A 23,233-nucleotide genomic window follows, 5' to 3' on the forward strand; every position below is an offset into this window, starting at 1 on the left:
CTAGTTTTTCACTAGTTTTATAAGCTAGTTATTACTGGCTACTAGCCGCTCGCTAATATCAAATACGGTATAAGACAGGGTTAACTCTTCTACATCACTGGGTAATTCAGTATCTACATAAAACAATAATGTAAACTCCAGCTCTTCACCTGCCTTTAACGGTTGCTGATCAAAGCAAAAACACGCTATTTTGTGTAAATACTTGGCCGCTTTTCCTGGTGCTACCGACGGTATAGCCTGCATTACTTTATCTTCATTGCTATTATTTTTAGCGCTAAACTTAACTTCACGCATGGCCCCAGGCTTTACATCTACACTGTACTCTTTAGATTTAACTTCAAAAGGCGCACCACTTTGCGCATGCGTAGTGAAACTAACGCTGACCTCTCTATTTTCAGTGACCAAGGTACTTTGCTGTGCCTGCTCTAACGAGGGCTTACCATTAAGCCCCGTTATATCGCAAAACACGTCATACAAAGGGACCATGGCAAATGCAAATGCAAACATTGCAATGCAAATCACCACCAACTTTTTTAATAACGGCAAGTGAGTCATTATTTAATGTCCGGCGGCGTTGAGAACGTATGATAAGGCGCAGGTGAATCAACTTCCCATTCAAGCCCCTCAGCTCCATCCCAAACTTTTGCAGGCACTTTGTCGCCCCCTTTTGCACATTTATACACAACCACCACAAATAATAATTGCGATAAACCAAAGGCAAACCCACCTATACTAATAATGGCGTTAAAATCAGCAAACTGTAGCGCATAATCTGGAATACGGCGTGGCATACCGGCTAACCCCACAAAATGCATTGGGAAAAACAGCACATTTACACTTATTAACGACAACCAAAAATGCCATTTTGCTAAGGTAATATTGAACATGTTTCCGGTCCATTTTGGCAGCCAATAATAAGCCCCCGCCATAATAGAAAACACCGCGCCCGTTACGAGTACATAATGAAAGTGTGCAACCACAAAATAGGTATCATGATATTGGAAATCGGCAGGTGTAATCGCTAGCATCAATCCCGAAAAACCACCTAAAGTAAACAACACAATAAATGCGATACTAAACAGCATTGGCACTTCAAAGCTAATAGACCCGCGCCACATAGTCGCTACCCAGTTAAATACTTTTACGCCGGTAGGTACCGATATCAGCATAGTCGCGTACATAAAAAACAACTCACCCGCCACGGGCATACCAGTGGTAAACATATGATGCGCCCACACAATAAAGCTCAACAAGGCAATGGAGGAGGTGGCATACACCATAGAGGCATAACCAAATAGTTTTTTACGTGAAAAGGTGGGAACAATCGTAGAAATAATGCCAAAGGCAGGCAAAATCATAATATAAACTTCAGGGTGACCAAAAAACCAAAAAATATGTTGGAACATCACCGGATCGCCACCACCAGCGGCATCAAAGAAACTGGTCGCGAAGTATTTATCGGTGAGCACCATAGTAACTGCACCAGCAAGTACCGGCATAACTGCAATAAGTAAAAACGCCGTGATCAACCATGTCCACACAAATAACGGCAGCTTCATCCACGTCATACCCGGAGCACGCATATTTACTATGGTGACCACCACATTAATGGCCCCCATAATCGAACTAATACCCATAATATGCACAGCAAATACAAACATTGCTGTGTTGTCGTTACTATAAGTGGTGGAAAGCGGCGCGTAAAAGGTCCAACCAAATGCAGGGCCACCACCAGGCATAAATAATGAAGCTAATAGGATTAAAAACGCAAACGGTAAAATCCAAAAGCTCCAGTTATTCATTCTCGGTAAGGCCATATCTGGCGCACCAATCATTAGCGGGATCATCCAGTTTGCCAAGCCGGTAAAGGCTGGCATAACCGCACCAAACACCATTATTAAACCATGCACTGTGGTCATTTGATTAAAAAAGTGAGGATCAACCAGTTGTAAACCCGGCTGAAATAACTCAGCTCGAATAACCATCGCCATTGCCCCACCAATTAAAAACATGGTGAGTGAAAAAATTAAATATAAGCTACCTATATCTTTATGGTTGGTTGTAAATAACCAGCGCTTAAAGCCTGTGGCAGGTTGATGGGCATGATGAGCCTCATTGGTATTAGGTTGTTCTGCAATGCTACTCATTATTTAGCCTCCCCATCAGCATCCAGTGCCGCTTGTATCTCGCTCGGTTGAATTACATCACCAGTGTCATTGCCCCACGCGTTGCGTTTATAGGTAATAACAGCTGCTATTTGCTTGATTGATAATTGCTTTGCGAAAGACTGCATAGCCGTACCTGGTTTACCATGGAGCAAAATATCTATATGCCCTTTGATATCACCTATGACTATTGGGCTGCCTTTAAGAGCCGGAAAAACACCCGGCAAGCCTAATCCTGTTGGCTGATGGCACGCCGCGCAGCTCGCCATATAAACCTGCTCACCAAGCGCCATCAGCTCTTCTTTTGGTACAACTTGGTCTAATAACGCAGCGTCTGCTTCAGCTGCTTTTTGCTTGGCTTGTTTAGCCTCTGCTAACCACGTTTTGAAGTCTTCTTCTGTTTTAGCTTCTACCACAACAGGCATAAAACCATGATCTTTACCGCAAAGCTCTGCACACTGCCCACGGTAAGTACCAACCTCATTAATATTGGTCCATGTTTCGTTAATAAACCCAGGGTTTGCATCTTTTTTAACGGCAAAGTCAGGCACCCACCATGAGTGAATAACATCATCTGAAGTCATTAAAAAACGTACTTTTTGATTAATTGGTAGTACCAGCGGTTTATCGACCTCGAGTAAATAATTCGGGTTTTTATCAGCAAGGTTGGTTATTTCATTTTGAGGGGTAGCTAGCATGGAATAAAACTCAACGTCCTCCCCCATATACTCGTAATGCCACTTCCACTGTGAGCCTGTAATTTTAATGGTGAGATCAGCTTTGCTGGCATCCTCCATGGCAATTAAGGTTTTAGTCGCAGGAATGGCCATAACAATTAATATGACAAAAGGGATCGCAGTCCACAGTATTTCTACTTTGGTGCTTTCATGGAATTGGGCAGGGACAGCCCCTTTAGATTTGCGATGATGAATGAGTGCCCAAAACATAATGGCAAACACGATCACCCCAATCACACAACATATTAAAAAAATAGTCATGTGCAGTTGGTATACATTATTACTTATATCGGTTACGCCTTTACGCATATTATATTGGCTATTAGCAAGCACATTCTGCGAAAAAACAAACAATATAAGCCACAAGGAAGAACTCAGCTTACCCATGTGACGGCTCCTTTGATGCTATTGCTGACGCAAAGCGAAGAGGCATACGGCTTAAACGCCTATTCGTTATTTTTATTTTTTATAAGGGTGCTGGATTTAGTAAATGTGTGTTCTCAAAACGACTAAGCTGTGAGTTATTTTTATTCCAGCTCTTTAATAACTAGTTAAAAAATAAACAATAAGCAAGGTAAGTATGAAAAATAGACAAGGTGAATTTTTTAAAATGCGCAGTTAAAAAATAGCAACCAGTCAGGCAATTAATCTAAGAGTCAGGTTTAGTAAGGGGTGTATTGAAATTACAGGATAGAAATATAAAAAAATTGTTAACTTAAAAAAGCAGAGTAAATTTGTTTATTTATAAAGTATTTAGTGATTTTATTTATGATAGGGGGAGCACTTAACATCATATAGTCATACATTTGATAAGTTAGACATTGTGCTACTAACAAACCCAGCGCCTAATCACCATTAAGCGCTAAATTATGCTTTAATACTACATCCAGTCAGCGTTACGAATAACACCTACCGCTAAGCCTTCAATATTGAACGACTCATTTTCTAAATCAACCTCAATAGCTGAAAACTCATCATTTTCAGCATGTAAGAGTACTTTTCTGCCCGCTTTTTCTAAACGCTTCACGGTTACATCGTCGTCAACACGGGCAACAATAACTTGTCCATTTTCGGCAACTTGGGTTTTATGCACAGCAAGTAAATCACCATCCATAATACCAATGTCTTTCATACTCATACCGTTAACACGCAATAAAAAATCGGCCGCAGGTTTAAACATTAAAGGGTCAATTTTACAGTGGCTTTCTACATGCTGTTGCGCCAATATTGGCTCACCGGCAGCCACCCTGCCAATTAAAGGTAAGCCTAACTGCTCTGGCTCCTCTTCTTCAACAAGCTGAATTCCGCGACTCGCGCCTGGCTTCATTTTAATAACACCTTTTTTGGCCAATGCTTTTAAGTGTTCTTCTGCAGCATTTGCACTTTTAAAACCCAGTGTTTGTGCAATTTCGGCACGTGTAGGAGGCATACCAGTGTCTTTAATAAACACTTTAATGAGTTCGAGTATTTGCGCTTGGCGTTTCGTTAATGGTCGCATACAACTGGTTTTCCATACAGTACAATTAACTGTGAGTATATACAGTTATTTAAAAATCGCAAATATAAATTAATGCCTTATATGCCGTTATCATCAAACAATAACCTACTTTAAAAGCAGGGTAATAAATGTAATTATTAGCAACGCATTATCATATTAATAAATTTTAATTCTCGATTACTTATCCAAGGAGCTAGCATGAGTATTTGGCATCAACCGATTACATTAGAGTTTTGTAAGCAATTAGATCAAGGTATTACAGGCCAAGGGACACTCATGAAAACCATGGGAATAGAGATCAGTGAAATTGGTGATGACTACTTAGTGGCAACTATGCCGGCAATTCCAGAGCATCATAACCCTATGGGTATCGTTCATGGTGGTGCAAATGTGGTACTTGCTGAAACAGTAGCAAGTTATGCCGCTAATTTTGTGGTTGATTTCAATCGGTTTTATTGTGTTGGCCAAGAGATCAGTGCAAGTCATTTAAAGGCATCACGCAATGGCACATTAACGGCCACAGCGAGAGCTTATCATATCGGCAAACGCAGCTCGGTTTGGGATATTAAAATAACCAATAGCCGCAATGAGCTTTGCTGCGTATCACGTATGACCGCAGCCGTAGTAGAGCGAAAAGGCTAGTAAATCTGTTAACCAAGGTTGAGGTTAAATTACTTTTCGAGAGGGTAAATAGTAATTTCCACGCCTGCACCAATTGCAGATATACGTAACAAGGTATCTGCATGTAAAGCTTGGTTAAAGCATTTTGGCGAAGTGCCAGACTCAAAACCCATATCGAATGTTCTGCGTGAACAACTCAACCATTGCTTTAATGCATTGCGTGAACACGACTCGATTAACTCGCACAAGTGATTAATCGCTTTATCTGGCGTGGTTATTTCACCTGCAACCTCAATGCGAGCAAGTTGACGGTATTCGTCTTTATCATAATGTAAAATAGTTGCGACCTTTTTTAAATCAGCAACTAATACGCTAATATCTTGCTTTGACTCAAGCTCTAGATCTACATTTAAAAATTGAATTTCCGACATTATCTCGTTTTTACCCTCTATTAATTTCATTGCAAACTTTAACGCAGTTTTACCGTTATACCAAATCAACAACGCAAGAATCACTGCATTAACGCGTTTTTAGCGTTAGCCTCTGAATATTACCCACTATTTACTCCTAAAAAACGCCCTACACAAAATACGCAAATTAAAATTAAAGCATGCCGGCGACAGTTTACTTTTTTATTCTAGGCCTTAAACTAGCCGCTCCTGTAGTTCACGTATGTGATGGATATGATTCGGTTTATTTTAGCTTTGTTGGCTTGCTGTGCTTGTTTTTCAGCAATTGGCGAACAATTTACGCGGTTTTCGAGTGCCAAAAAGCACTTAATTAATACCCTTCCCGAAAACGCTAAAAGTATTTATTGTGGTTGCGATATAAAAAAACAAGGCAAAAAGTTAGTACCCGACCCTACCCATTGTGGCTACGTGCCTCGCAACACACTAACCCGCTCAGGCAAAGTAAATCAACGTGCATTGCGAATTGAATGGGAACATATTGTCCCTGCATGGGAATTTGGTCACCAGTTACAATGCTGGCAAGATGGTGGGCGTAATAATTGCCGCAAAGTTAGCGCTAAGTTTCGCTTGATGGAAGCCGATATAAACAATTTAGCCCCTGCAATCGGTGAAATTAATGCCGATCGCTCAAACTACCGCTTTGGTATGTTAGCCCAAAACGCGACGCAATATGGTCGCTGTGAGGTTAAAGTTAATTTTAAACAACGTGTTGTTGAACCGCCTGTTCATGCACGTAAACGCATTGCCGATGCGTACGCTTACATGCAAAAAACGTATGGTTTAAAAATTTCAGCTAAACAACAAAAGCTATTTAATGCTTGGCAACAACAAGCTTATGCTGCTAACACAAATAGTAAAAAGCTGTAAGTTTAAATTAAAAGCGTGTAACACACGCTTTTAATTAACCTATAACGCTTGGTGTGGTCCAAATATTTCGTAGTGAATGTTTGAGCTTTGCACACCTAAATCAAGTAGCTGGCCTTTTACGTAAGCCATAAATGATGCTGGTCCACACAAATAAAATGCCCCTTCGCTAATAGGTAATGATGCCTCAAGCACCGTTAAATCCATTAGCCCAGTGAAATCACACTCCTCGCCACCTTGATTAAACCAAGTAAATGTTTTTAGCTGTGGATGCATTGCCGTTTGCTGCGCTAAATACCCTTTAAATGAAAATTCGCGGCTGTTTTCACACGCGTGCAAATAACTAATCGCTTGATTTTTATCACCACTAAGTAGCGTTTGCAGCATTGCCATCATCGGGGTTTGGCCAACACCTGCTGAAATAAGTACCACTGGAGTTGCCTCATTTTTTAAAATAAAATCTCCCGCTGGCGGGTATAACTCTACTCGTGCGCCTTGCTCTAGTGAGTGTAAATAATTAGACACCACGCCAGGCTTTGGTTGGCACTCTTTTTTAACGCTAATACGATAGTTTTTAGCATTGCTCTTTTGCGAAATAGAATACTGGCGGATCTCTTCATATTCTGCGCCCTCAGGCTTAACTTTAATGCCAATGTACTGTCCTGGCTTGTAGGTAATAACTGCTTTACCATCCACAGGTGTCAGCGTAAAACTAGTTACGAATTCAGATTCAACATCTTTATCAGTAATTTCAAACTGGCGCGTGCCTGCCCAGCCACCATGGTTGTTTTTACTGTGCGCATACAATGCCGCCTCTTCGGTAATACAAATATCAGCAAGTACACCGTAAGCTTCGCGCCACGCATATTCAACATCGGCAGTAAACTGCTCAGGAATAAGCTCTTTTAACGTACCGATTAAATGTGCGCCCACAACAGGATAATGCTCGGGTAAAATATTTAAGCTGGTATGCTTATGATTAATTCGCGCTAGCGCCTCTTTTAACACGGCTAAATTATCAATATTTTGCGCGTACGCAGCCAACGCATTAAATAATGCAAATTGCTGACGACCCGTTTCTTGATTAGTCATATTAAAAATATGTTTAAGTTCGGGGTTATGACTAAACATGCGCTTGTAAAAATGATCGGTTACGACCGTACCTGCCTCTGCTAATAAAGGAACAGTACTTTTAACAATTTCAATAGTTTTATCAGATAACATCTAGGTTTTCCTACGTGTGAATAATACCCAATTAATAAAATAGGCATAGGTTAACCACGACGCCCATCAACACGACGCTGTGTTAAAATAGGTGTGCAGTGAATTAAAAATAATAAAAAGGCAATTAGCCACAGCCCAGCACTTAGCTGCCAAGCTAGGTGTGGCCCAATAACAAAAGGCAGTAAAGAACGAGTAATCCCAGCCACTAACACTAAAGCAAAAGCAACCGCCATATAATGTGGAATAGTCAAAGAGCGCCCGGTATGCCCATGAGATACGCGTGTCATCATGGCTAAAATTATCATCCCTATGGTACTTATGGTAATGAGGTGTAGTGCATCTTTAAATAAAATAACACTGCTGTAAAAACTCACGGCTACCAGCATTAAACCTACACCTAGTGCCAAGTACGAAAAATGCAAAGACCATAACAAAGGAACTTTAAGTACGTTTTTATCCCACCAATAAAAACTACGAATTAAATGCAGCACAGCAACAACAGCAAGTGCCCAGCCTGGGTTTAGCTGATTAAAAAATAACTGACTAAGAAAAAACACCGCAATACTAAAAACGCTCATATACAGTAATACTGAGTCAACATTAGCTGTACGTACCTGTGCTGTTAAACCAAGGCCTTTACTGGTAAAAAATGGCAATACACGCCCTGCTACTATGCCAATTAATAAGGTCATCAGTAATACTGCTGTATCAACAATGGCGAGCGCAAACTGCATGTTTTGTTCAATCAGCAGGGCCAAGTAAACAATATTTAACGTACACAGCGCCGCTAATAGCACTAAAAATTGATAGTTATTTTTGCTTTTAGCGGTTAATAACATATTAGCTAATGCTGCAATAACACCTAGCCACCATGCAAGCTGTAACACTAACACCGCATATAAATTAAATTGTGCAAAAGCAGGCAAAGACACAAAAAATGCGCCTCGCGCCCCAAGCCATAACAGCGTTAATAGCATTAACTTTTTGCCACTAATGCTAGGTACTCCAGTCCAAGTTTGCGCGGCGGTAAGTAAAAAACCCACTGCAACAACACCTGCAAAACCAAATAACATTTCGTGGGCATGCCATAATGTAGCGGGGATTGTTAACTGCCAAGTTGCACTACCCGTTAAAATTAATAACCAGTAGCCTATTGAACTAAAAGCCAACAAGCCTGCGGCTAAAAAATAGGGTCTAAATGGCAGCATCCATACTGGCCACTGCGTTATTTGGTAAAAGCGAATATTAGCCGGTACCGGCTGAGATAAATTAATAGGTCGCATTAACGAACTTCCTTCCCCATGCCATGCAGTGCGATACAACGCAGCACATAGCTAATTTTTAAAATAGCAGCAATAACAATAGTGCTAATATGTGCCGAAATTTGCACCGGTATAGAAAAGTAATCGGCAAAAGGGTAGCTAATTAAAATACTGGTTATTAGTAATGCACAACTAGCTGCTAATAATGAGTTTGCCACTAGCAGTAGTTTTTTCAGTAAACAAGCTGTCTCTATTTTGTAGCTTGGATTATGTATAACCAAGGTGTTCATAACGGCCTCAACAACTAATGCACTTAACTACCTATTACACTTATCGTGCCAATAAAATAAACATATATATTTCAATGAACTAACTTATCCACCTTTGCTTTTCATGTCTTTATGACCTACCATAAATCAAACCAAAAAACACATAAGAGTCATTTTGACATGAGCAGCGCAATTAACTTCACTGCCGTAGCGGTAAAGCTGGCTCAAAGCACATTAGATAAAAACTGTTTTGAGCAATTACTTACTGTCCTTGAAACAGTGATTGCCAGTGATGCCAGCGCACTGCTTGAGCTACAAGGTGAGCAGCTCAAGCCACTTGCAATTAAAGGCTTAATGCCAGATAGCCTGGGGCGGCGTTTTAAGCTTAGTGAGCATCCGCGCTTAGAAGCTATTTGTAATACTCAGCAACCACTGCAATTTGCCCATGACTGTCCATTGCCCGATCCGTACGACGGGCTACTACTGGCTAAAACCGGTGATATTCCAGTGCATGCCTGCTTAGGGTTACCCCTTTATGATAAAAACGCACTACTTGGCATTCTGACCTTTGATAGCCTTAACGCCAATGCGTTTGACGGTATTACCACTGATACACTCAACACCTTACAAACCTTGTGCAGTGCGCACTTTAAAACAGCCCTAGAGCTTGCCCATTACAAACAACATGCGCAGCACTCTAGTGAATTAGTACAAGCGTTAAACCGTGAGGCGCTCAAACGTGATGGTGGTGAAATTATTGGCCAAAGCTCAGCAATACAAACGCTTAAAAATGAGATAAAACTGGTTGCGGCATCAAACTTTAGTGTCCTTATTTTAGGTGATACTGGGGTCGGCAAAGAGTTGGTGGCACGTAATATTCACTTACACTCCGCACGTAAAGATCAGCCATTAATTCATTTAAATTGTGCATCACTGCCTGAAAACCTCGCAGAAAGTGAATTTTTTGGCCATGCAAAAGGCGCTTTTACCGGCGCCCAAAATGCCCGCCAAGGTAAATTTCAGTTAGCCGATGGCGGCACCTTATTTTTAGATGAAATCGGCGAGCTGCCTCTGGCTATGCAAAGTAAATTATTACGCGTACTGCAAAGTGGCGAAGTACAAACCGTTGGCGAAGATGAACTTAAATATGTCGATGTTAGAGTGATTGCAGCAACCAATCGCGACCTAAAACACGAAGTAACACAAGGACGGTTTCGCGCCGATTTGTACCATCGATTAAGTGTTTATCCACTCACAGTCGCTCCATTGAAAGCCCGTGATGAAGATGTTATTTTATTAGCCGGTTATTTTGCAGAAAAAACAGCCCGCAAGCTCGCTATTAAACAGCTAAAACTCAGTATTGAAACGCAACTGCTGCTTAAAAAATATGACTGGCCAGGCAATGTGAGGGAGCTTGAGCATGTGATTAATCGGGCTGCATTAAAGGCTAAACAACATCAGTGGCAGCAACCAATTATTACTATTGAACCTGCGCATTGTGAGCTAAATTTAAGCGCTGTTAACACCTTAGCTCTTGAACACTCAAACCAGCTTGTAATCCCACCTTTAGCAAACAACATTTCGTTAAAGCAAGCCATAGATACCTATACTCAGCAACTTATAATACAGCAACTTAATCAACATAATTATAACTGGGCAAGCACAGCGCGTAGTTTACAGGTCGACCGCGCTAACTTAACGCGGCTAGCCAAGCGCTTAGGTGTTTCAATAAAAAAATCGTTGTAGCCTTTTTAACTTAACTTTCGCTGCCTAAAATAATTTTTTAATAGCTGACTAAACGCTTGAACTTTTGCCGTTCGATGCACTAAATGATGCGTAACCAGCCACAAATCGGTTGGCCAGCTCAGTTCATTAGGCAGTACAGGGACTAAATCAGGGTATTGCGCTGCAACATCATGCTGTAATCCGCCAATCCCTAGCCCCTTAACGATGGCGCGAGTGGCCTCTGAGGTTTCTGACACTCTTAGCTTAACTTGCGACGGGGGAATATTTTCATCAACCCATGCAAAGTAAGGCACTTTGGCATTATACCCTGCTACACCTGACACAAAGCTATGCAGCGATAGTTGCGCTAATGTTTGTGGCAACCCATAACGGCTAATGTAATGCTTTGATGCATAAAATCCTGACGAGAGCGCCGCTAAATGCTGAGCAATATAATCACCCTCATCCGGTCTGGGTCCAGCTCTTACTGCGATATGTGCTTGGCCATGATCTAAACGTAAGCGTTTTTGATCCATAATCACTTGTAATTGCACTTGCGGATGCAAGGTTTGAAACTGCTCACACACCTCACTTAATACATCAATAAAGCCACTAACTGTGGTGAGTAACAAGCTACCTTGCAAGGTGCTATCTGCAGCAATAATGTCATTATGTAGGCGCTCTAGTTCACCATTAATCGCTTGTGCTGTGGTAAATAACTTAGCGCCAATTTCTGTGACTTTGTAGCCGCGAGCATGGCGATGAAATAGTCGCGCATTTAAGCTTTTTTCTAAGTTATTTATTCGCCTGAGCACCGTACTATGGTGAACATCTAACACTTCGGCCGCGGCAGTTAAAGTACCTAAGCGCGCTACCTCGTAAGCAACCTTCAGGTCTTGCCAATCATTAAATTGAATTGCCATGATAACTACTCTTTAATCGTGCATATACGCACACAAGTTTTGCGTTTATTTGGCTTTTCTGCAAGTGATTATTTGTTAAAGTCACATTATACAAACTCATTATCAGGAGCAGCTCATGACAACACCAAAAATTATTGCCCTAGCAGGTAGCTTACGTAAAGATAGCTTTCATCAAAAACTCATTAACGAAGCGGCACGCTTTGCTTTAGAAAGTGGCGCTGAAGTAGAAGTGATTAAACTCGCAGACTTAGCCATTCCTATGTTTGATGAAGATCTCGAGGCACAAGGCACACCAGCCGGTGTACAACAACTTAAAGACAAACTTCGCGCAGCCGATGGCATTTTGCTGGCCAGCCCAGAATATAATGGCTCCATTACCGCGGTGTTAAAAAATGCTATTGATTGGGCATCGCGCACCGAACAAGGCGCAGAGCCTGCATTTGCAAATAAAGTAACCGCCTTATATGCAGCCTCACCAGGTGGGTTGGGCGGTTTACGGGGCTTAAATCACGTGCGCGATATTTTATCTGGCATTGGCAGTTTAGTATTAGCCAATCAATTAGCTGTACCGGCTATTCATACTTTGTTAGACGAAAACGGCCGTATTAATGACCCTGCTACCGCTGAAAAAGTGGCTGGTCTTGCACAGCAGTTAGTTAGCGTAGCAAGTAAGCTTAAATAAGCAGCAACTATAACTTTGTTGCTGCAAGCTTTGCAGCAATAAAGTCTTCATGGGTAACATACAATAAATTAGCAACACGACGAATAACGTATTCTTCTTGTGGATCAAGTTCACCATCTGAGTATGCTAATCGCCAGAGTAGTTCAACTATTTCAATACGCTGCTTCGCACTACATTGATTATTAATTTGCTTTGAAAATTGAAAATAATCAATGGCGTCATCTAAGCTCGAACTTGCTTGTTCGGTTAACTCATCTACTGCTTCATCAGTTAAATCAAAATACTTTTTTAATGTCAGACTTAGCGTTTGTTGCTCATCTGCCTGTAAATCGTTATCCGCTCGCATTACCTCAATTAATAATGCGGCAACCGCTGTTTTTAAATCATGTTGTTCAATATCATAATCTTGCTGATCAATACTCGAAAAAAGCTGTTTAATTTGTTTGAACATCACATTTCCCCTTTTTGGGTGTTAGACTTATATCATAACGGGTGTAATTGATATGCTGATCACACTACCCAATATCAAGATGGAGTTAAAGGTTTATGAGTATAAAAGCCAATCATTACATACATGGAATTATTAGCTGGGGTTTATTAACAGGGTGTTTGAGTGTGTCGGCAGAGCAAAGTGAAATGCAACGGCTCTACGATTTTGATGAAAAGGTGCATTATAAGCAAACTCAAATAGACACTAACAATTACCACCTAGAAATACAGTCTGATGACTACCCGCACTTTAGAAACCAAAGTGTCTTTTTATTACGCCACGCAAATCGTTTATGCCGCGATAATCCTTTTATGTTAAAAGTGACTGAGGGCGTGCAGGAGTACCAACGCTTTCCAACTAAACCGCGTGCTTATCAGCCACCGCTCAGTGTATTTGTGCAGTGTGAAATGCCCGCAGAAAAAACCTCAAAAAAATAACACCTCGTTATTTTCAGTAAAACCACTGAGTATTAAAATAGCCTGTGGTTTTACTGTAGTTAACCTGAACTAAGTTAGTTAGCGCCATATCCCCACGGCGCAGCCGGTGGTGTAATAGGTTTAGTTAAATCAAAATCAACACGGAATTCGCGACCTTGGCGAATAAGTCGATAAGTGAACTGCTCAGGGTAAATATACATTTGCCATGTATTGCCTACCGATTGCGGTATGCCTTGACTAACAAATAACTCTTTTGAATACTGATCTGCAGGGAATGACTGCATATTAGCAAAACCCGCATTTAAAGTATGACCACCATACATAGTTGATACATCATCAGTACCATCTTTATGGCGGTGATCGTGCTTTAGGCTCAACCCACTGCCTGTTTTAGTAATGATCCACGTACGTGAGGCATCATCACCGACATGAAACGGCACTTGTAGTTCATGTTCATTACACTTACGCACATGCATAACTAACTTTTTATCGGCAAATGAACTCGGCCCTGTGGCATTATCAACCGTTACTTTACCCTCAAAAGCTTTACCGCAATGGGCAGCAATACTATTGAAAAAGCTATCATGACTTGGAATTGATACTAAAGGCGCTGGACGTGCTATTGCTGCAGTGGATGCCAGCATAAACGCTGCAGCTGTTAATAATTTCATAATGTGTCCCTAAACATGTAAAAAATCAGCTTAGCGTTTAAGCAAACACAAAGAAAATAATCACGATGAACAGCAATAAGAAATTAACAGAGCAATAGGATTTTACTGTAATTAATTAGTAAAAAAATATCGCTTGAAAGAAAATGAGAAATTAAATATCGTTGATTGATAAAGGTAGGTAATTAAACACAAAGTCAGTTTTAGCACGGAGCTCATATATAGATGGAGAACTATATCGGCCTAGTAATCATCGTATTACTATTAATTATTCAAAATCGCTACACTTTGCATATATATCAACACCTTGCTGAGCAGCACCCAGAACAATGGAAAAAATTATCACAAAATTCATTAGATGGGACACCCTATGCCAATCTTGCTGAGTCATTTAAAGATGGTTTTTTTTCGACTATCAACGACCCAAAGGTAGTCCGCTACCAGAAATTTAAAACTCTCAATTTATTACTAATGGCAATGGTTACATTAGCAAGCTTATTGCGTGGTTTTTTAATATAAGCGATTAAAAAAGCGCAACCTAAGCTGCGCTCCAGTTTCATATGTAAAAGGTTACTGCCACGGTCTCTCTGCGGCTAACTGCTTTTCAAACGCATCAATTTGCGGATTGAGGGTTTCGGTTACACCGATAAAGTCTAAGCCACTTAATAAACGTTCTTTTACGTCTTTGCGAATATCAAAGCGAATTGGCGCAAACTTATTACTGGTAAGCATCTGGTTTTCAAGATCCACATCAATGTGAATATCGTCGTGCTGCTCACTTAACACAAATAACTCTTCCAGCGTTTGCGCTGGCAGTGCAATGGCAAGCATTTGGTTGTTGCCACAGTTATTAAAGAAAATATCAGCAAAGCTTTCAGCTAAAATCACTTCAAACCCATATTGCTTTAATGCCCATGGTGCGTGCTCGCGTGATGAGCCACAGCCAAAATTATCGCGGGTTAATAATATTTGCGCGCCTTGGTAACAAGGACGGTTTAAAATAAATTCAGGGTTTGGCTCGCCATTATCTAAATAACGCCAATCGTAAAACAGTGCTGCATCAAAACCATCACGGCTGGTTGAGGTTAAAAACTGCTTAGGAATAATTTGGTCGGTATCGACATTGTTTTTATCAAGTGGGGCCATTAAGCCGCTAAAATAGATGCTCATTAAGCTTCTCCTCTAATATCAACAAAGTGACCATGTATTGCAGCCGCTGCCGCCATTGCAGGGCTCACTAGGTGTGTACGCCCGCCTCGCCCTTGGCGACCTTCAAAATTACGATTCGAGGTGGAAGCACAGCGTTTACCAGCCCCTAAACGGTCATCGTTCATAGCTAAACACATAGAGCAGCCTGGCTCCCGCCACTCAAACCCTGCAGCTTTAAATATGTCGGCAAGGCCTTCATCTTCTGCTTGCTGTTTAACCAAACCTGAGCCCGGAACAATTAATGCCTCAACGCCAGCAACCACTTGCTTACCTTCAACAATTTTTGCTGCGGCGCGTAAATCTTCAATGCGACTGTTGGTGCATGAGCCAATAAATACTGTGTCTACTTTGGCAGTTGATAACTTATCGCCCGCTTTTAAACCCATGTATTTAAGCGCACTGCGAATTGCATCGGCTTTAATTAAATCGGTTTCTTTGTCTGGATCTGGAATACATTCATCAACGCCAATCACTTGCTCTGGATTAGTCCCCCAAGTAACTTGCGGTTGGATACTGCCTGCATCTAACTCTACTTCTAAGTCAAAATGAGCACCATCATCCGTTTTTAAAGTTTCCCAGTAGGCAACAGCGGCATCAAAATCAGCACCTTTGGGTGCAAACGGGCGGCCTTTTAAGTACTCATAAGTGATTTTATCTGGGGCAATTAAACCTGCCTTGGCGCCCATTTCAATGCTCATGTTACACAATGTCATACGGGCTTCCATTGATAGAGCTTCTATGCCTTCACCACAAAATTCAGCCACATAGCCAGTGCCACCAGCAGTGCCTAGCTTGCCAATAACCGCCATAATTAAATCTTTAGCTGTTACTGTAGGGCGTAATACACCGTTAATTTGAATTTTTAACGACTTCGCCTTTTTTTGCTGTAGCGTTTGCGTAGCTAATACATGCTCAACCTCTGAGGTACCAATACCATGTGCCAAGGCACCAAACGCACCATGCGTTGAAGTATGACTATCGCCGCAGACTATAGTGGTACCTGGTAAAGTAATCCCCTGCTCAGGGCCAATAACATGCACTATGCCTTGGTTTACTGAATTTAAGTCGTATAGCAAAATGCCAAATTCTTTACAGTTTTCATCCAGTGCCATTAATTGATTTTTAGAGACTTCGCTAGCTGCATCCAGTGAACGACTTTTAGTTGAAACATTATGATCCATGGTGGCAATGGTTTTTTCTGGACAACGCACTTTACGATTTTTTTCACGTAAGCCGGCAAATGCTTGTGGTGACGTCACTTCGTGTACTAAATGACGGTCAATATAAAGTAAATCGGTTTGCTCATTAATGCTGGCAACGGTATGTGCTAGCCAAATTTTATTGTATAAGGTTTGGGCCACTTGCTAACTCCCTGATCTGATTGAGCCACAGCCTGACGGTGCTGTGGCTTTAATAATTAAATGCGTGAAACGATGGCCGCTGCTACATCGGTGGTGGTATAGCCGCCCTGCGGATAAATATCCGGCGTTCCCACACCGGCTTCAACCGCCTCTGCGACTGCTTTTTCAATCGTACGAGCTGCTTCGTCTTGGCCTAATGAGTAACGTAGCATTAAGGCGGCACTTAAAATTTGTGCGATTGGGTTTGCCACCCCTTTTCCGGCGATATCAGGCGCTGAACCACCCGCGGGTTCATACAAGCCAAAGCCTGATTGATTTAAGCTAGCGGAGGGTAATAACCCCATTGAACCGGTGATCATCGCGCACTCGTCCGATAAAATGTCGCCAAATAAGTTATCGCACAGTAATACATCAAACTGGCTAGGCTGTTTAACTAGCTGCATCGCTGCATTATCTACATAAATATAATCTAAGCTCACTTCTGGAAAGTCTTTACTCACTTCGGTTACCACTTCGCGCCATAAAACGCTTGATGCTAAAACATTGGCTTTATCGACCGAGGTTACATGATTGCTGCGTAATTTAGCGGCCTCAAAAGCAAAACGTGCAATACGCTCTATCTCTTTACGTGAATAAGTTTGCGTATCAAATGCAGTTTCTTCTGCCCCTTCGCCACTGCGACCTTTCTCACCAAAATAAATACCACCCGTTAGCTCGCGCACACATAAAATATCAAAGCCTTTTTCGCTAATATCAGCACGTAGTGGTGATGCAGCGCTTAATGCTGGTAATAATTGTGCTGGGCGTAAGTTACAAAACAAACCAAAGTGCTTGCGCAGTGGTAACAGTGACGCGCGCTCCGGTTGGTCATTAGGTGGTAAATGTTCCCACTTAGGACCACCTACTGAACCAAATAAAATAGCATCGGCGTTTTCACATGCTTTTAAAGTGGTATCAGGAAGGGCTTTGCCAAACTCATCAATCGCTGCTCCGCCAATCGCGTGGTGTTCACGGTTCAGAGTAAAACCAAACTTATCACTTACTGCATCAAGCACTTGCTCTGCAGCTGCCATAACTTCTGGGCCAATACCGTCGCCCGCTAATACGGCAACGCTGTAATGTGTTTTACTCATCCTGCTTTCCTTTGTTGTTTTAAATCAGACACTTTTTGTGCTCGATAAATTAAGTTATAAACCCGAACCATAGCGCGTACTGAGGCTTCGACCACATCGGCCGCAATACCGGCACCGTGATAAGGACGGCCATCATATTTAGCAATAATATTCACTTGTCCTAATGAGCTTGCACCTTGGCCGGTGGCCTCTAAATTGTATTCAATCATTTCAACGCTCATACCAGTTAAGCGCTCAATGGCTGCAAATGAGGCTTCTACCGGGCCGTTACCTGTGGCCGCTTCTTGTTTTGCTTCGCCATCAATCAACAAACCTATCGTTGAGCTGGCTACCGATTGAGAGTTCGACGTAGAGTGAACAAACTCTAATTGATATTTTTCATCTTTGTCGCTGATTTGATTAAAGTAAATCATTGCTTCTAGGTCGTAGTCATATACTGTGCCTTTTTGGTCAGCTAACGCAACGAAACTTTGGTATAAGCTATCCATGTCGTAATCAGATTTTTGATAACCTAACTCTTCTAAGCGATGCTCTATAACATGACGCCCTGAACGCGAGGTCATATTTAATTGATTACTTGGCACACCCACACTTTCAGGTGACATAATTTCATAGGTATTTTGCGCTTTTAAGACACCATCTTGGTGAATACCTGAACTGTGGGCAAACGCATTTTCGCCAACAATCGCTTTATTTGGCTGTACCGGCATATTACAAATTTTGGCTACTTGGCGAGAGGCGCGGTAAATTTCTTCGCTTTTTATATCGGTATATACGTTTAAATGGTCTTTGCGCATTTTCATGATCATCGCCACTTCTTCAAGTGAACAATTACCCGCGCGCTCCCCTATACCATTAATCGTACATTCGATTTGGCGAGCACCTGCTTGAACGGCAGCAACAGAGTTAGCAACGGCTAAGCCTAAGTCGTTATGGCAATGCACACTTAAACGGGCTTGATCAATATTTGGCACGTTATTCATTAAATGACGGATCATTGCTGCGTATTCATCTGGCGTTACAAAACCGACGGTATCTGGCAAGTTAATCGTGGATGCACCGGCATTAATAGCTTGCTCAACTATTTTGCATAAATCCCAATGTGGTGTACGTCCTGCGTCTTCACATGAAAATTCCACATCATCAGTGTAATTACGAGCAAGCTTGATTGATTTAACCGCCATTGCAGTGGCATCATCAAGGCTCATTCGCAACTTGTGTTCAAGATGAAGCGGGCTGGTTGCAATAAAAGTATGAATACGGCTTTGCTGTGCACTGCGAAGCGCCTCGCCACAGGCCTCAATATCTTTGGCAACCGAGCGTGCTAAGCCACAAATAATAGGGCCTTTTACTTCAGTGGCAATTCGCTGCACTGAGCGAAAGTCAGCGGGGCTCGAAACCGGAAAGCCCACTTCCATGACATCCACATTTAAGCGGCTAATGGTATGCGCTAGTTGAATTTTATCATCTTCAGTCAGGCTTGCTTTAAGTGCCTGTTCGCCATCACGTAAGGTGGTATCAAAAATCCATACTTTATCTTGCTCTTGCATAACTGCCCCTCATTCCTGTGTTACCCAAATTTCGATTTATCCCTGCAGCGAGATAAAAAAAACCCCGCGGTTGCGGGGTTTTTAATGTTTAACTCAATGCAAACACACTAATCCCCGCTCACTTGCCACAGCAGTAAGAGGTTTAGGTTTAGTGTAATTAAGCGAATAGTTTGCATCTGTTTTCTTGTGTGTGTGTCCAATGAGGCTTATTTTTATCATTGCAACGCAGTTGGCGCAAGCATAAAAATACCAAACAAATAATTAAAGGGGACTTTCTGGGGATTTAAAATTCAAACAAAATTGGATAGCAGAATAAAATATCCAACTTAAACCTAGAGCAGGTTTAAATTAATAAGCGCTGTAAAATACAGCGCTTATTTTAACTTTTTTAATATTTATTCTTTATTTTCAGCACGTACGTAATTTGACGCGCCGCGCGTAATATAACGTAACTGCCATATAACTCGCTCAATCAGTTCATCGCGTTGCTGACCTTCAATATCGAGCGCTTCAGCGCCTGCATTAAATACCAACGTAACCATAGCCTCTGCCTGAATATACGCATGAATAGCATCGCAGGGGGTTTCACTTTCTAAATAATGTGCGAGTTCTAAAATAAAGTGTTTTACTTCACGTGCCACTGCTGCTCTAAATGCTTTTGAGGTACCTGAGCGTTCACGCAACAAAAGTCTAAACTGATTGCTTGAGTTATCAATAAACTCCATAAAAGTAACCACAGAGGTGTTGATTACACTGCCACCACTGGCTATTCGTCTGCGCGCTTGGCGCATCAGCTGGCGCAGGGTTAAACCCGCTTCATCAACCATGGTTAAGCCCAACTCGTTCATATCTTTAAAGTGACGATAAAAAGAGGTAGGCGCAATACCAGCTTCGCGTGCTACTTCACGCAAGCTTAAATTAGAAAAGCTATGATCAGCACTAAGTTGATTAAATGCAGCTTCAATTAATGCTTGTCGTGTTTTTTGTTTCTGTTGTGCTCTAACACCCGACATCAACAGCTCCCTGAGTGAATTTGTAATAAATTTTTAATTAAAAAAATAGCTAATAGTACAGTCTAATACTTGACGGCAGCAGATTGAAATATTATTTTAGCGTACAGTTGTACGCTGAGAAATGAGAAACATGAAAAAACCACCGATTATATGGACCAACGTCCTTTTCTTTAGCCTGACGTTTTTGGCTGCTATTACACTTGTGCCTTGGTATGGGTTTAACTATGGCTTTACAGGCACGCAGTGGGTTGCTTTTGTAGCTTGCATGTTTTTTGCGGGATTATCGATCACCGCGGGCTACCATCGTTTATGGGCGCACAAAACTTACAACGCTCATCCTGTGGTTGAATTTATTTTTGCCCTTGGTGGTGCCTTTGCGCTACAAAACAGTGCATTGCATTGGAGTAGCGATCATCGAATTCACCATGGGCAGGTTGATGACCCAGTTAAAGACCCTTATGCCGCCACAAATGGCTTTTGGTATAGCCACATTGGTTGGATGCTACGTGACTACCAAGGCGACAGCTACGATGATTACAGCAACTGTCGTGATTTACAGCGAAATAAAATTGTTATGTGGCAGCACAAGCATTACTTAAAATTGGTAATTGCCATGAATGTTGGTTTACCGCTAGTACTCGGCTTAATGCTTGGTGATGTATGGGGCATGTTACTGTTAGCAGGCTTATTGCGTTTAGTATTGAGTCAGCACTTTACCTTTTTTATTAACTCAGTAGCACACATTTGGGGTTCACGCCCTTACACTGAAAAAAATACCGCGAGAGACAATGGCTTTTTAGCACTATTTACCTACGGTGAGGGTTATCATAACTTCCATCATATTTTTGCCAGCGATTACCGCAATGGCATTAAATGGTTTCATTACGACCCAACAAAATGGATGATCCGCTCACTCGCTGCCATTGGTTTAGCGAGTAAATTAAAGCGTACACCGGTTGAGCGCATTGAAAAAGCTAAAGCAGAAACCTTAATGAGCAAAACACAAGGTCGCCTTGCAAAATTGCCTTTAGCGCAAGATAAGCTTACATTATTACAACAAGAGTACGATTTGTTGCTTAAAAAGCTGCAAAATTATTGCTCATTACAAAAACAAGTGTTGGAAGCTAAAAAAAATAATATGGCAAAGCAGTGTGAAAAGTCGGCATTAATGGCACAATATCACGAGCTTGAAGCCGCCTGGGAAACACAAAAACAGGCATGGCTAGCACTTAATGCGAGGTTATTAAAAGCCTCTTTTAGTTAAAATAGGAGTGGCTGTGGCCAAACAACCAGAAAAGAAAAAAGTACCCGTGAGCTACCAATATGATGCAATCATTATTGGCACGGGTCCTGGCGGTGAAGGGACCGCTATGAACCTCTCTAAAAGTAACAAAAAAGTAGCGGTTATTGAACGCCAAACTGCTGTTGGTGGTGGTTGTGTTCACTGGGGAACCATTCCTTCAAAGGCACTTCGCCATTCAGTTAGTCGCTACATTGAATACAAAGCAAACCCTTTGTTTAACGTAGGTGAGCGCCCAGTAAGACTTACTTTTCCAGATATTTTACGCCATGCCAGCTCGGTAATTTCAAAGCAATCAAACTTACGCAGCAGCTTTTACGATCGTAACCGCATTCATATGTTTCAAGGCGATGCTAGCTTTGTTGATAAGCACACTATTGAAATTAGACGTAATGACGGTTCAACTGAACGCCTAACTGCACAAACGATTGTTATTGCTACCGGCTCACGCCCTTATCGCCCACCAGGTGTTGATTTCACCCATTCGCGTATTTATGAAAGTGACACAATTTTAGGCCTTGAACATGACCCTCATCGCGTACTTATATACGGCGCGGGTGTAATTGGTTGTGAATATGCATCTATCTTTAAAGGGCTAGGTGCCAAAGTCGACTTAGTGAATACTCGCGATCGCTTATTGGCGTTCATGGATGCTGAAATATCTGATGCATTAAGCTATCACTTTTGGAATAGCGGTATTGTAATTCGTCATAACGAAGAATTTGATCGCATTGAAACCCGTGATGACTGCGTTGTTATGCATTTAAAATCGGGCAAACGTGTTAAAGCTGACTGTATTTTATTTGCCAATGGCCGAACCGGAAACACTGACACCCTTAATTTAGAAGCCATTGGCTTAAAAGCAGATAGCCGCGGACAGATAAAAGTAAACGAAACCTACCAAACAGAAGTAGACAATGTATACGCGGTAGGTGATGTTATTGGCTATCCAAGTCTTGCTAGTGCTGCCTTTGATCAAGGTCGAATTGCCGCAGATGCCATCGCGTGTGGTAATTGTGATGAAAAGCTGATTATTGATATTCCAGCCGGTATTTATACTATTCCTGAAATGAGTTCTGTCGGTAAAACAGAGCAGCAATTAACTGCTGCAAAAGTACCGTATGAAGTGGGACGTGCGCAATTTAAACATTTAGCCCGCGCGCAAATTGCAGGCACCGATGTGGGCAGTTTAAAAATATTATTTCATACAGAAACCAAAGAAGTACTCGGCGTGCACTGCTTTGGTGAGCGTGCCTCTGAAATTGTACATATTGGCCAAGCTATTATGGAACAAAAAAATGGTGGCAACACCATCGACTACTTTGTAAATACCACGTTTAACTACCCAACGATGGCAGAAGCCTACCGAGTTGCGGCGTTAAATGGCTTAAATCGCTTGTTTAAGTAATATTAAGCACTAGGTAACAAAAAGCCCGCTTGAATCAAGCGGGCTTTTTTAATAACTCATCATTATTTAGAAACTATTTAACCTGAACTTTGGTTAAGAGATTTACTAACGTATTGAATCAAAATTGATATTTATATTTATTTTCTCTAGCCAGAGATTTCCAGTGAAAACAAGGCGAAATTACGCGTCAATAGCTCGCCTATTGCAAGTAAATTCCACTTACT

The 23,233-nt window shown here is 41.6% G+C and carries 24 protein-coding genes; 8 read left to right on the forward strand and 16 right to left on the reverse strand.

Annotated elements, in window-relative coordinates:
- Nucleotides 1-24: 24 nt before the first annotated feature.
- The 4 genes from CWC30_RS07145 to lexA form a co-directional block, all read right to left on the reverse strand.
- Nucleotides 25-555, reverse strand: a complete 531-nt coding sequence (locus tag CWC30_RS07145; RefSeq protein ID WP_013466139.1) for a cytochrome c oxidase assembly protein — start codon at nt 553-555, stop codon at nt 25-27.
- Nucleotides 555-2,147: a cytochrome c oxidase subunit I gene (gene ctaD / locus CWC30_RS07150; RefSeq protein WP_028834828.1), complete on the reverse strand. Its 1,593-nt coding sequence runs from the start codon at nt 2,145-2,147 to the stop codon at nt 555-557. The genes CWC30_RS07145 and ctaD overlap by 1 nt, the downstream gene beginning before the upstream one ends.
- A complete protein-coding gene (gene coxB, locus CWC30_RS07155) occupies nt 2,147-3,289 on the reverse strand; it encodes a cytochrome c oxidase subunit II (protein ID WP_036980527.1) in 1,143 nt (380 codons plus the stop codon). The genes ctaD and coxB overlap by 1 nt, the downstream gene beginning before the upstream one ends.
- A gap of 493 nt (nt 3,290-3,782) precedes the next feature.
- On the reverse strand, nt 3,783-4,400 hold the full coding sequence (lexA, locus tag CWC30_RS07160) for a transcriptional repressor LexA (protein WP_008114166.1): 618 nt from the start codon (nt 4,398-4,400) through the stop codon (nt 3,783-3,785).
- 198 nt (nt 4,401-4,598) lie between these two features.
- On the opposite strand from lexA, the gene CWC30_RS07165 reads away from it, so the two are divergent.
- Nucleotides 4,599-5,042: a PaaI family thioesterase gene (locus CWC30_RS07165; protein ID WP_013466144.1), complete on the forward strand. Its 444-nt coding sequence runs from the start codon at nt 4,599-4,601 to the stop codon at nt 5,040-5,042.
- A gap of 29 nt (nt 5,043-5,071) precedes the next feature.
- Here CWC30_RS07165 and CWC30_RS07170 read toward each other — a convergent pair whose 3' ends face one another.
- Entirely contained in the window at nt 5,072-5,452 is a 381-nt protein-coding gene (locus tag CWC30_RS07170) for a hypothetical protein (RefSeq protein WP_036983336.1), read from the reverse strand.
- A 252-nt stretch (nt 5,453-5,704) separates the two neighbouring features.
- On the opposite strand from CWC30_RS07170, the gene CWC30_RS07175 reads away from it, so the two are divergent.
- Nucleotides 5,705-6,358, forward strand: a complete 654-nt coding sequence (locus tag CWC30_RS07175; RefSeq protein WP_138560693.1) for an endonuclease — start codon at nt 5,705-5,707, stop codon at nt 6,356-6,358.
- A 39-nt stretch (nt 6,359-6,397) separates the two neighbouring features.
- Here the strand turns inward: CWC30_RS07175 and hmpA are convergent, their stop codons facing one another.
- From hmpA to CWC30_RS07190, 3 genes are read right to left on the reverse strand one after another with little or no spacing between them, the layout of a single operon-like run.
- Complete coding sequence (gene hmpA / locus CWC30_RS07180; RefSeq protein WP_138626740.1) at nt 6,398-7,579, reverse strand: NO-inducible flavohemoprotein; 1,182 nt, start codon at nt 7,577-7,579, stop codon at nt 6,398-6,400.
- Nucleotides 7,580-7,629: 50 nt separating this feature from the next.
- Nucleotides 7,630-8,862, reverse strand: coding sequence for an NnrS family protein (locus tag CWC30_RS07185; RefSeq protein ID WP_138626741.1), 1,233 nt, complete (start codon nt 8,860-8,862; stop codon nt 7,630-7,632).
- Nucleotides 8,862-9,131 (reverse strand): hypothetical protein, encoded by a 270-nt coding sequence (locus tag CWC30_RS07190; RefSeq protein WP_011329510.1) that lies wholly within the window; start codon nt 9,129-9,131, stop codon nt 8,862-8,864. Before CWC30_RS07190 ends, CWC30_RS07185 begins: the two co-directional genes overlap by 1 nt.
- A 159-nt stretch (nt 9,132-9,290) precedes the next feature.
- Between CWC30_RS07190 and norR the strand changes: the two genes are divergently transcribed.
- Nucleotides 9,291-10,856, forward strand: coding sequence for a nitric oxide reductase transcriptional regulator NorR (gene norR / locus CWC30_RS07195; protein WP_171034694.1), 1,566 nt, complete (start codon nt 9,291-9,293; stop codon nt 10,854-10,856).
- A gap of 5 nt (nt 10,857-10,861) precedes the next feature.
- Here the strand turns inward: norR and CWC30_RS07200 are convergent, their stop codons facing one another.
- Nucleotides 10,862-11,758: a LysR family transcriptional regulator gene (locus CWC30_RS07200; protein WP_138560683.1), complete on the reverse strand. Its 897-nt coding sequence runs from the start codon at nt 11,756-11,758 to the stop codon at nt 10,862-10,864.
- Nucleotides 11,759-11,873: 115 nt separating this feature from the next.
- Between CWC30_RS07200 and CWC30_RS07205 the strand changes: the two genes are divergently transcribed.
- Nucleotides 11,874-12,440: an NADPH-dependent FMN reductase gene (locus CWC30_RS07205; protein WP_036980537.1), complete on the forward strand. Its 567-nt coding sequence runs from the start codon at nt 11,874-11,876 to the stop codon at nt 12,438-12,440.
- Nucleotides 12,441-12,447: 7 nt separating this feature from the next.
- On the opposite strand, the gene CWC30_RS07210 is transcribed toward CWC30_RS07205, so the two are convergent.
- Nucleotides 12,448-12,891: a tellurite resistance TerB family protein gene (locus CWC30_RS07210; protein ID WP_069438568.1), complete on the reverse strand. Its 444-nt coding sequence runs from the start codon at nt 12,889-12,891 to the stop codon at nt 12,448-12,450.
- A gap of 95 nt (nt 12,892-12,986) precedes the next feature.
- Between CWC30_RS07210 and CWC30_RS07215 the strand changes: the two genes are divergently transcribed.
- Nucleotides 12,987-13,367, forward strand: a complete 381-nt coding sequence (locus CWC30_RS07215; RefSeq protein ID WP_138626743.1) for a hypothetical protein — start codon at nt 12,987-12,989, stop codon at nt 13,365-13,367.
- Between the two features lie 74 nt (nt 13,368-13,441).
- Here CWC30_RS07215 and CWC30_RS07220 read toward each other — a convergent pair whose 3' ends face one another.
- Nucleotides 13,442-14,038 (reverse strand): hypothetical protein, encoded by a 597-nt coding sequence (locus CWC30_RS07220; RefSeq protein ID WP_138626744.1) that lies wholly within the window; start codon nt 14,036-14,038, stop codon nt 13,442-13,444.
- Nucleotides 14,039-14,260: 222 nt separating this feature from the next.
- Here CWC30_RS07220 and CWC30_RS07225 point away from each other — a divergent pair, with 222 nt between their 5' ends.
- Nucleotides 14,261-14,554, forward strand: a complete 294-nt coding sequence (locus CWC30_RS07225) for a hypothetical protein (RefSeq protein ID WP_138626745.1) — start codon at nt 14,261-14,263, stop codon at nt 14,552-14,554.
- 51 nt (nt 14,555-14,605) lie between these two features.
- Here CWC30_RS07225 and leuD read toward each other — a convergent pair whose 3' ends face one another.
- From leuD to fabR, 5 genes are all read right to left on the reverse strand, one after another.
- Entirely contained in the window at nt 14,606-15,205 is a 600-nt protein-coding gene (leuD, locus tag CWC30_RS07230; protein ID WP_069438564.1) for a 3-isopropylmalate dehydratase small subunit, read from the reverse strand.
- The gene (leuC, locus tag CWC30_RS07235) at nt 15,205-16,605 is read right to left on the reverse strand and encodes a 3-isopropylmalate dehydratase large subunit (RefSeq protein WP_138626746.1); all 1,401 of its coding nucleotides are present in this window, start codon (nt 16,603-16,605) and stop codon (nt 15,205-15,207) included. Before leuC ends, leuD begins: the two co-directional genes overlap by 1 nt.
- A 56-nt stretch (nt 16,606-16,661) precedes the next feature.
- Nucleotides 16,662-17,738, reverse strand: a complete 1,077-nt coding sequence (leuB, locus tag CWC30_RS07240; RefSeq protein ID WP_013466156.1) for a 3-isopropylmalate dehydrogenase — start codon at nt 17,736-17,738, stop codon at nt 16,662-16,664.
- Entirely contained in the window at nt 17,735-19,288 is a 1,554-nt protein-coding gene (leuA, locus tag CWC30_RS07245) for a 2-isopropylmalate synthase (protein WP_138626747.1), read from the reverse strand. The genes leuB and leuA overlap by 4 nt, the downstream gene beginning before the upstream one ends.
- A 395-nt stretch (nt 19,289-19,683) precedes the next feature.
- Complete coding sequence (fabR, locus tag CWC30_RS07250; protein WP_008114202.1) at nt 19,684-20,301, reverse strand: HTH-type transcriptional repressor FabR; 618 nt, start codon at nt 20,299-20,301, stop codon at nt 19,684-19,686.
- A gap of 130 nt (nt 20,302-20,431) precedes the next feature.
- Here fabR and CWC30_RS07255 point away from each other — a divergent pair, with 130 nt between their 5' ends.
- Complete coding sequence (locus tag CWC30_RS07255; RefSeq protein WP_054202812.1) at nt 20,432-21,565, forward strand: acyl-CoA desaturase; 1,134 nt, start codon at nt 20,432-20,434, stop codon at nt 21,563-21,565.
- 13 nt (nt 21,566-21,578) lie between these two features.
- A complete protein-coding gene (gene sthA / locus CWC30_RS07260; protein ID WP_171034695.1) occupies nt 21,579-23,009 on the forward strand; it encodes a Si-specific NAD(P)(+) transhydrogenase in 1,431 nt (476 codons plus the stop codon).
- Nucleotides 23,010-23,233: the final 224 nt, after the last annotated feature.

The sequence above is a fragment of the Pseudoalteromonas sp. S4741 genome (genome assembly GCF_005886135.1).
In the GTDB taxonomy this organism is placed as follows: Bacteria; Pseudomonadota; Gammaproteobacteria; order Enterobacterales; family Alteromonadaceae; genus Pseudoalteromonas; species Pseudoalteromonas tetraodonis.

Excerpts from the sequence above, each read along its gene's own strand:
- CWC30_RS07185 (WP_138626741.1), bottom strand. The coding sequence starts at position 8,862 with ATGCGACCTATTAATTTATCTCAGCCGGTACCGGCTAATATTCGCTTT.
- CWC30_RS07145 (WP_013466139.1), bottom strand. The coding sequence starts at position 555 with ATGACTCACTTGCCGTTATTAAAAAAGTTGGTGGTGATTTGCATTGCA.
- CWC30_RS07225 (WP_138626745.1), top strand. The coding sequence starts at position 14,261 with ATGGAGAACTATATCGGCCTAGTAATCATCGTATTACTATTAATTATT.
- CWC30_RS07255 (WP_054202812.1), top strand. The coding sequence starts at position 20,432 with ATGAAAAAACCACCGATTATATGGACCAACGTCCTTTTCTTTAGCCTG.
- CWC30_RS07205 (WP_036980537.1), top strand. The coding sequence starts at position 11,874 with ATGACAACACCAAAAATTATTGCCCTAGCAGGTAGCTTACGTAAAGAT.
- CWC30_RS07210 (WP_069438568.1), bottom strand. The coding sequence starts at position 12,891 with ATGTTCAAACAAATTAAACAGCTTTTTTCGAGTATTGATCAGCAAGAT.
- norR (WP_171034694.1), top strand. The coding sequence starts at position 9,291 with ATGAGCAGCGCAATTAACTTCACTGCCGTAGCGGTAAAGCTGGCTCAA.
- leuB (WP_013466156.1), bottom strand. The coding sequence starts at position 17,738 with ATGAGTAAAACACATTACAGCGTTGCCGTATTAGCGGGCGACGGTATT.
- hmpA (WP_138626740.1), bottom strand. The coding sequence starts at position 7,579 with ATGTTATCTGATAAAACTATTGAAATTGTTAAAAGTACTGTTCCTTTA.
- CWC30_RS07215 (WP_138626743.1), top strand. The coding sequence starts at position 12,987 with ATGAGTATAAAAGCCAATCATTACATACATGGAATTATTAGCTGGGGT.
- leuD (WP_069438564.1), bottom strand. The coding sequence starts at position 15,205 with ATGAGCATCTATTTTAGCGGCTTAATGGCCCCACTTGATAAAAACAAT.
- CWC30_RS07220 (WP_138626744.1), bottom strand. The coding sequence starts at position 14,038 with ATGAAATTATTAACAGCTGCAGCGTTTATGCTGGCATCCACTGCAGCA.
- coxB (WP_036980527.1), bottom strand. The coding sequence starts at position 3,289 with ATGGGTAAGCTGAGTTCTTCCTTGTGGCTTATATTGTTTGTTTTTTCG.
- ctaD (WP_028834828.1), bottom strand. The coding sequence starts at position 2,147 with ATGAGTAGCATTGCAGAACAACCTAATACCAATGAGGCTCATCATGCC.
- CWC30_RS07165 (WP_013466144.1), top strand. The coding sequence starts at position 4,599 with ATGAGTATTTGGCATCAACCGATTACATTAGAGTTTTGTAAGCAATTA.
- lexA (WP_008114166.1), bottom strand. The coding sequence starts at position 4,400 with ATGCGACCATTAACGAAACGCCAAGCGCAAATACTCGAACTCATTAAA.
- CWC30_RS07200 (WP_138560683.1), bottom strand. The coding sequence starts at position 11,758 with ATGGCAATTCAATTTAATGATTGGCAAGACCTGAAGGTTGCTTACGAG.
- leuA (WP_138626747.1), bottom strand. The coding sequence starts at position 19,288 with ATGCAAGAGCAAGATAAAGTATGGATTTTTGATACCACCTTACGTGAT.
- CWC30_RS07175 (WP_138560693.1), top strand. The coding sequence starts at position 5,705 with ATGATTCGGTTTATTTTAGCTTTGTTGGCTTGCTGTGCTTGTTTTTCA.
- fabR (WP_008114202.1), bottom strand. The coding sequence starts at position 20,301 with ATGTCGGGTGTTAGAGCACAACAGAAACAAAAAACACGACAAGCATTA.
- CWC30_RS07190 (WP_011329510.1), bottom strand. The coding sequence starts at position 9,131 with ATGAACACCTTGGTTATACATAATCCAAGCTACAAAATAGAGACAGCT.
- CWC30_RS07170 (WP_036983336.1), bottom strand. The coding sequence starts at position 5,452 with ATGTCGGAAATTCAATTTTTAAATGTAGATCTAGAGCTTGAGTCAAAG.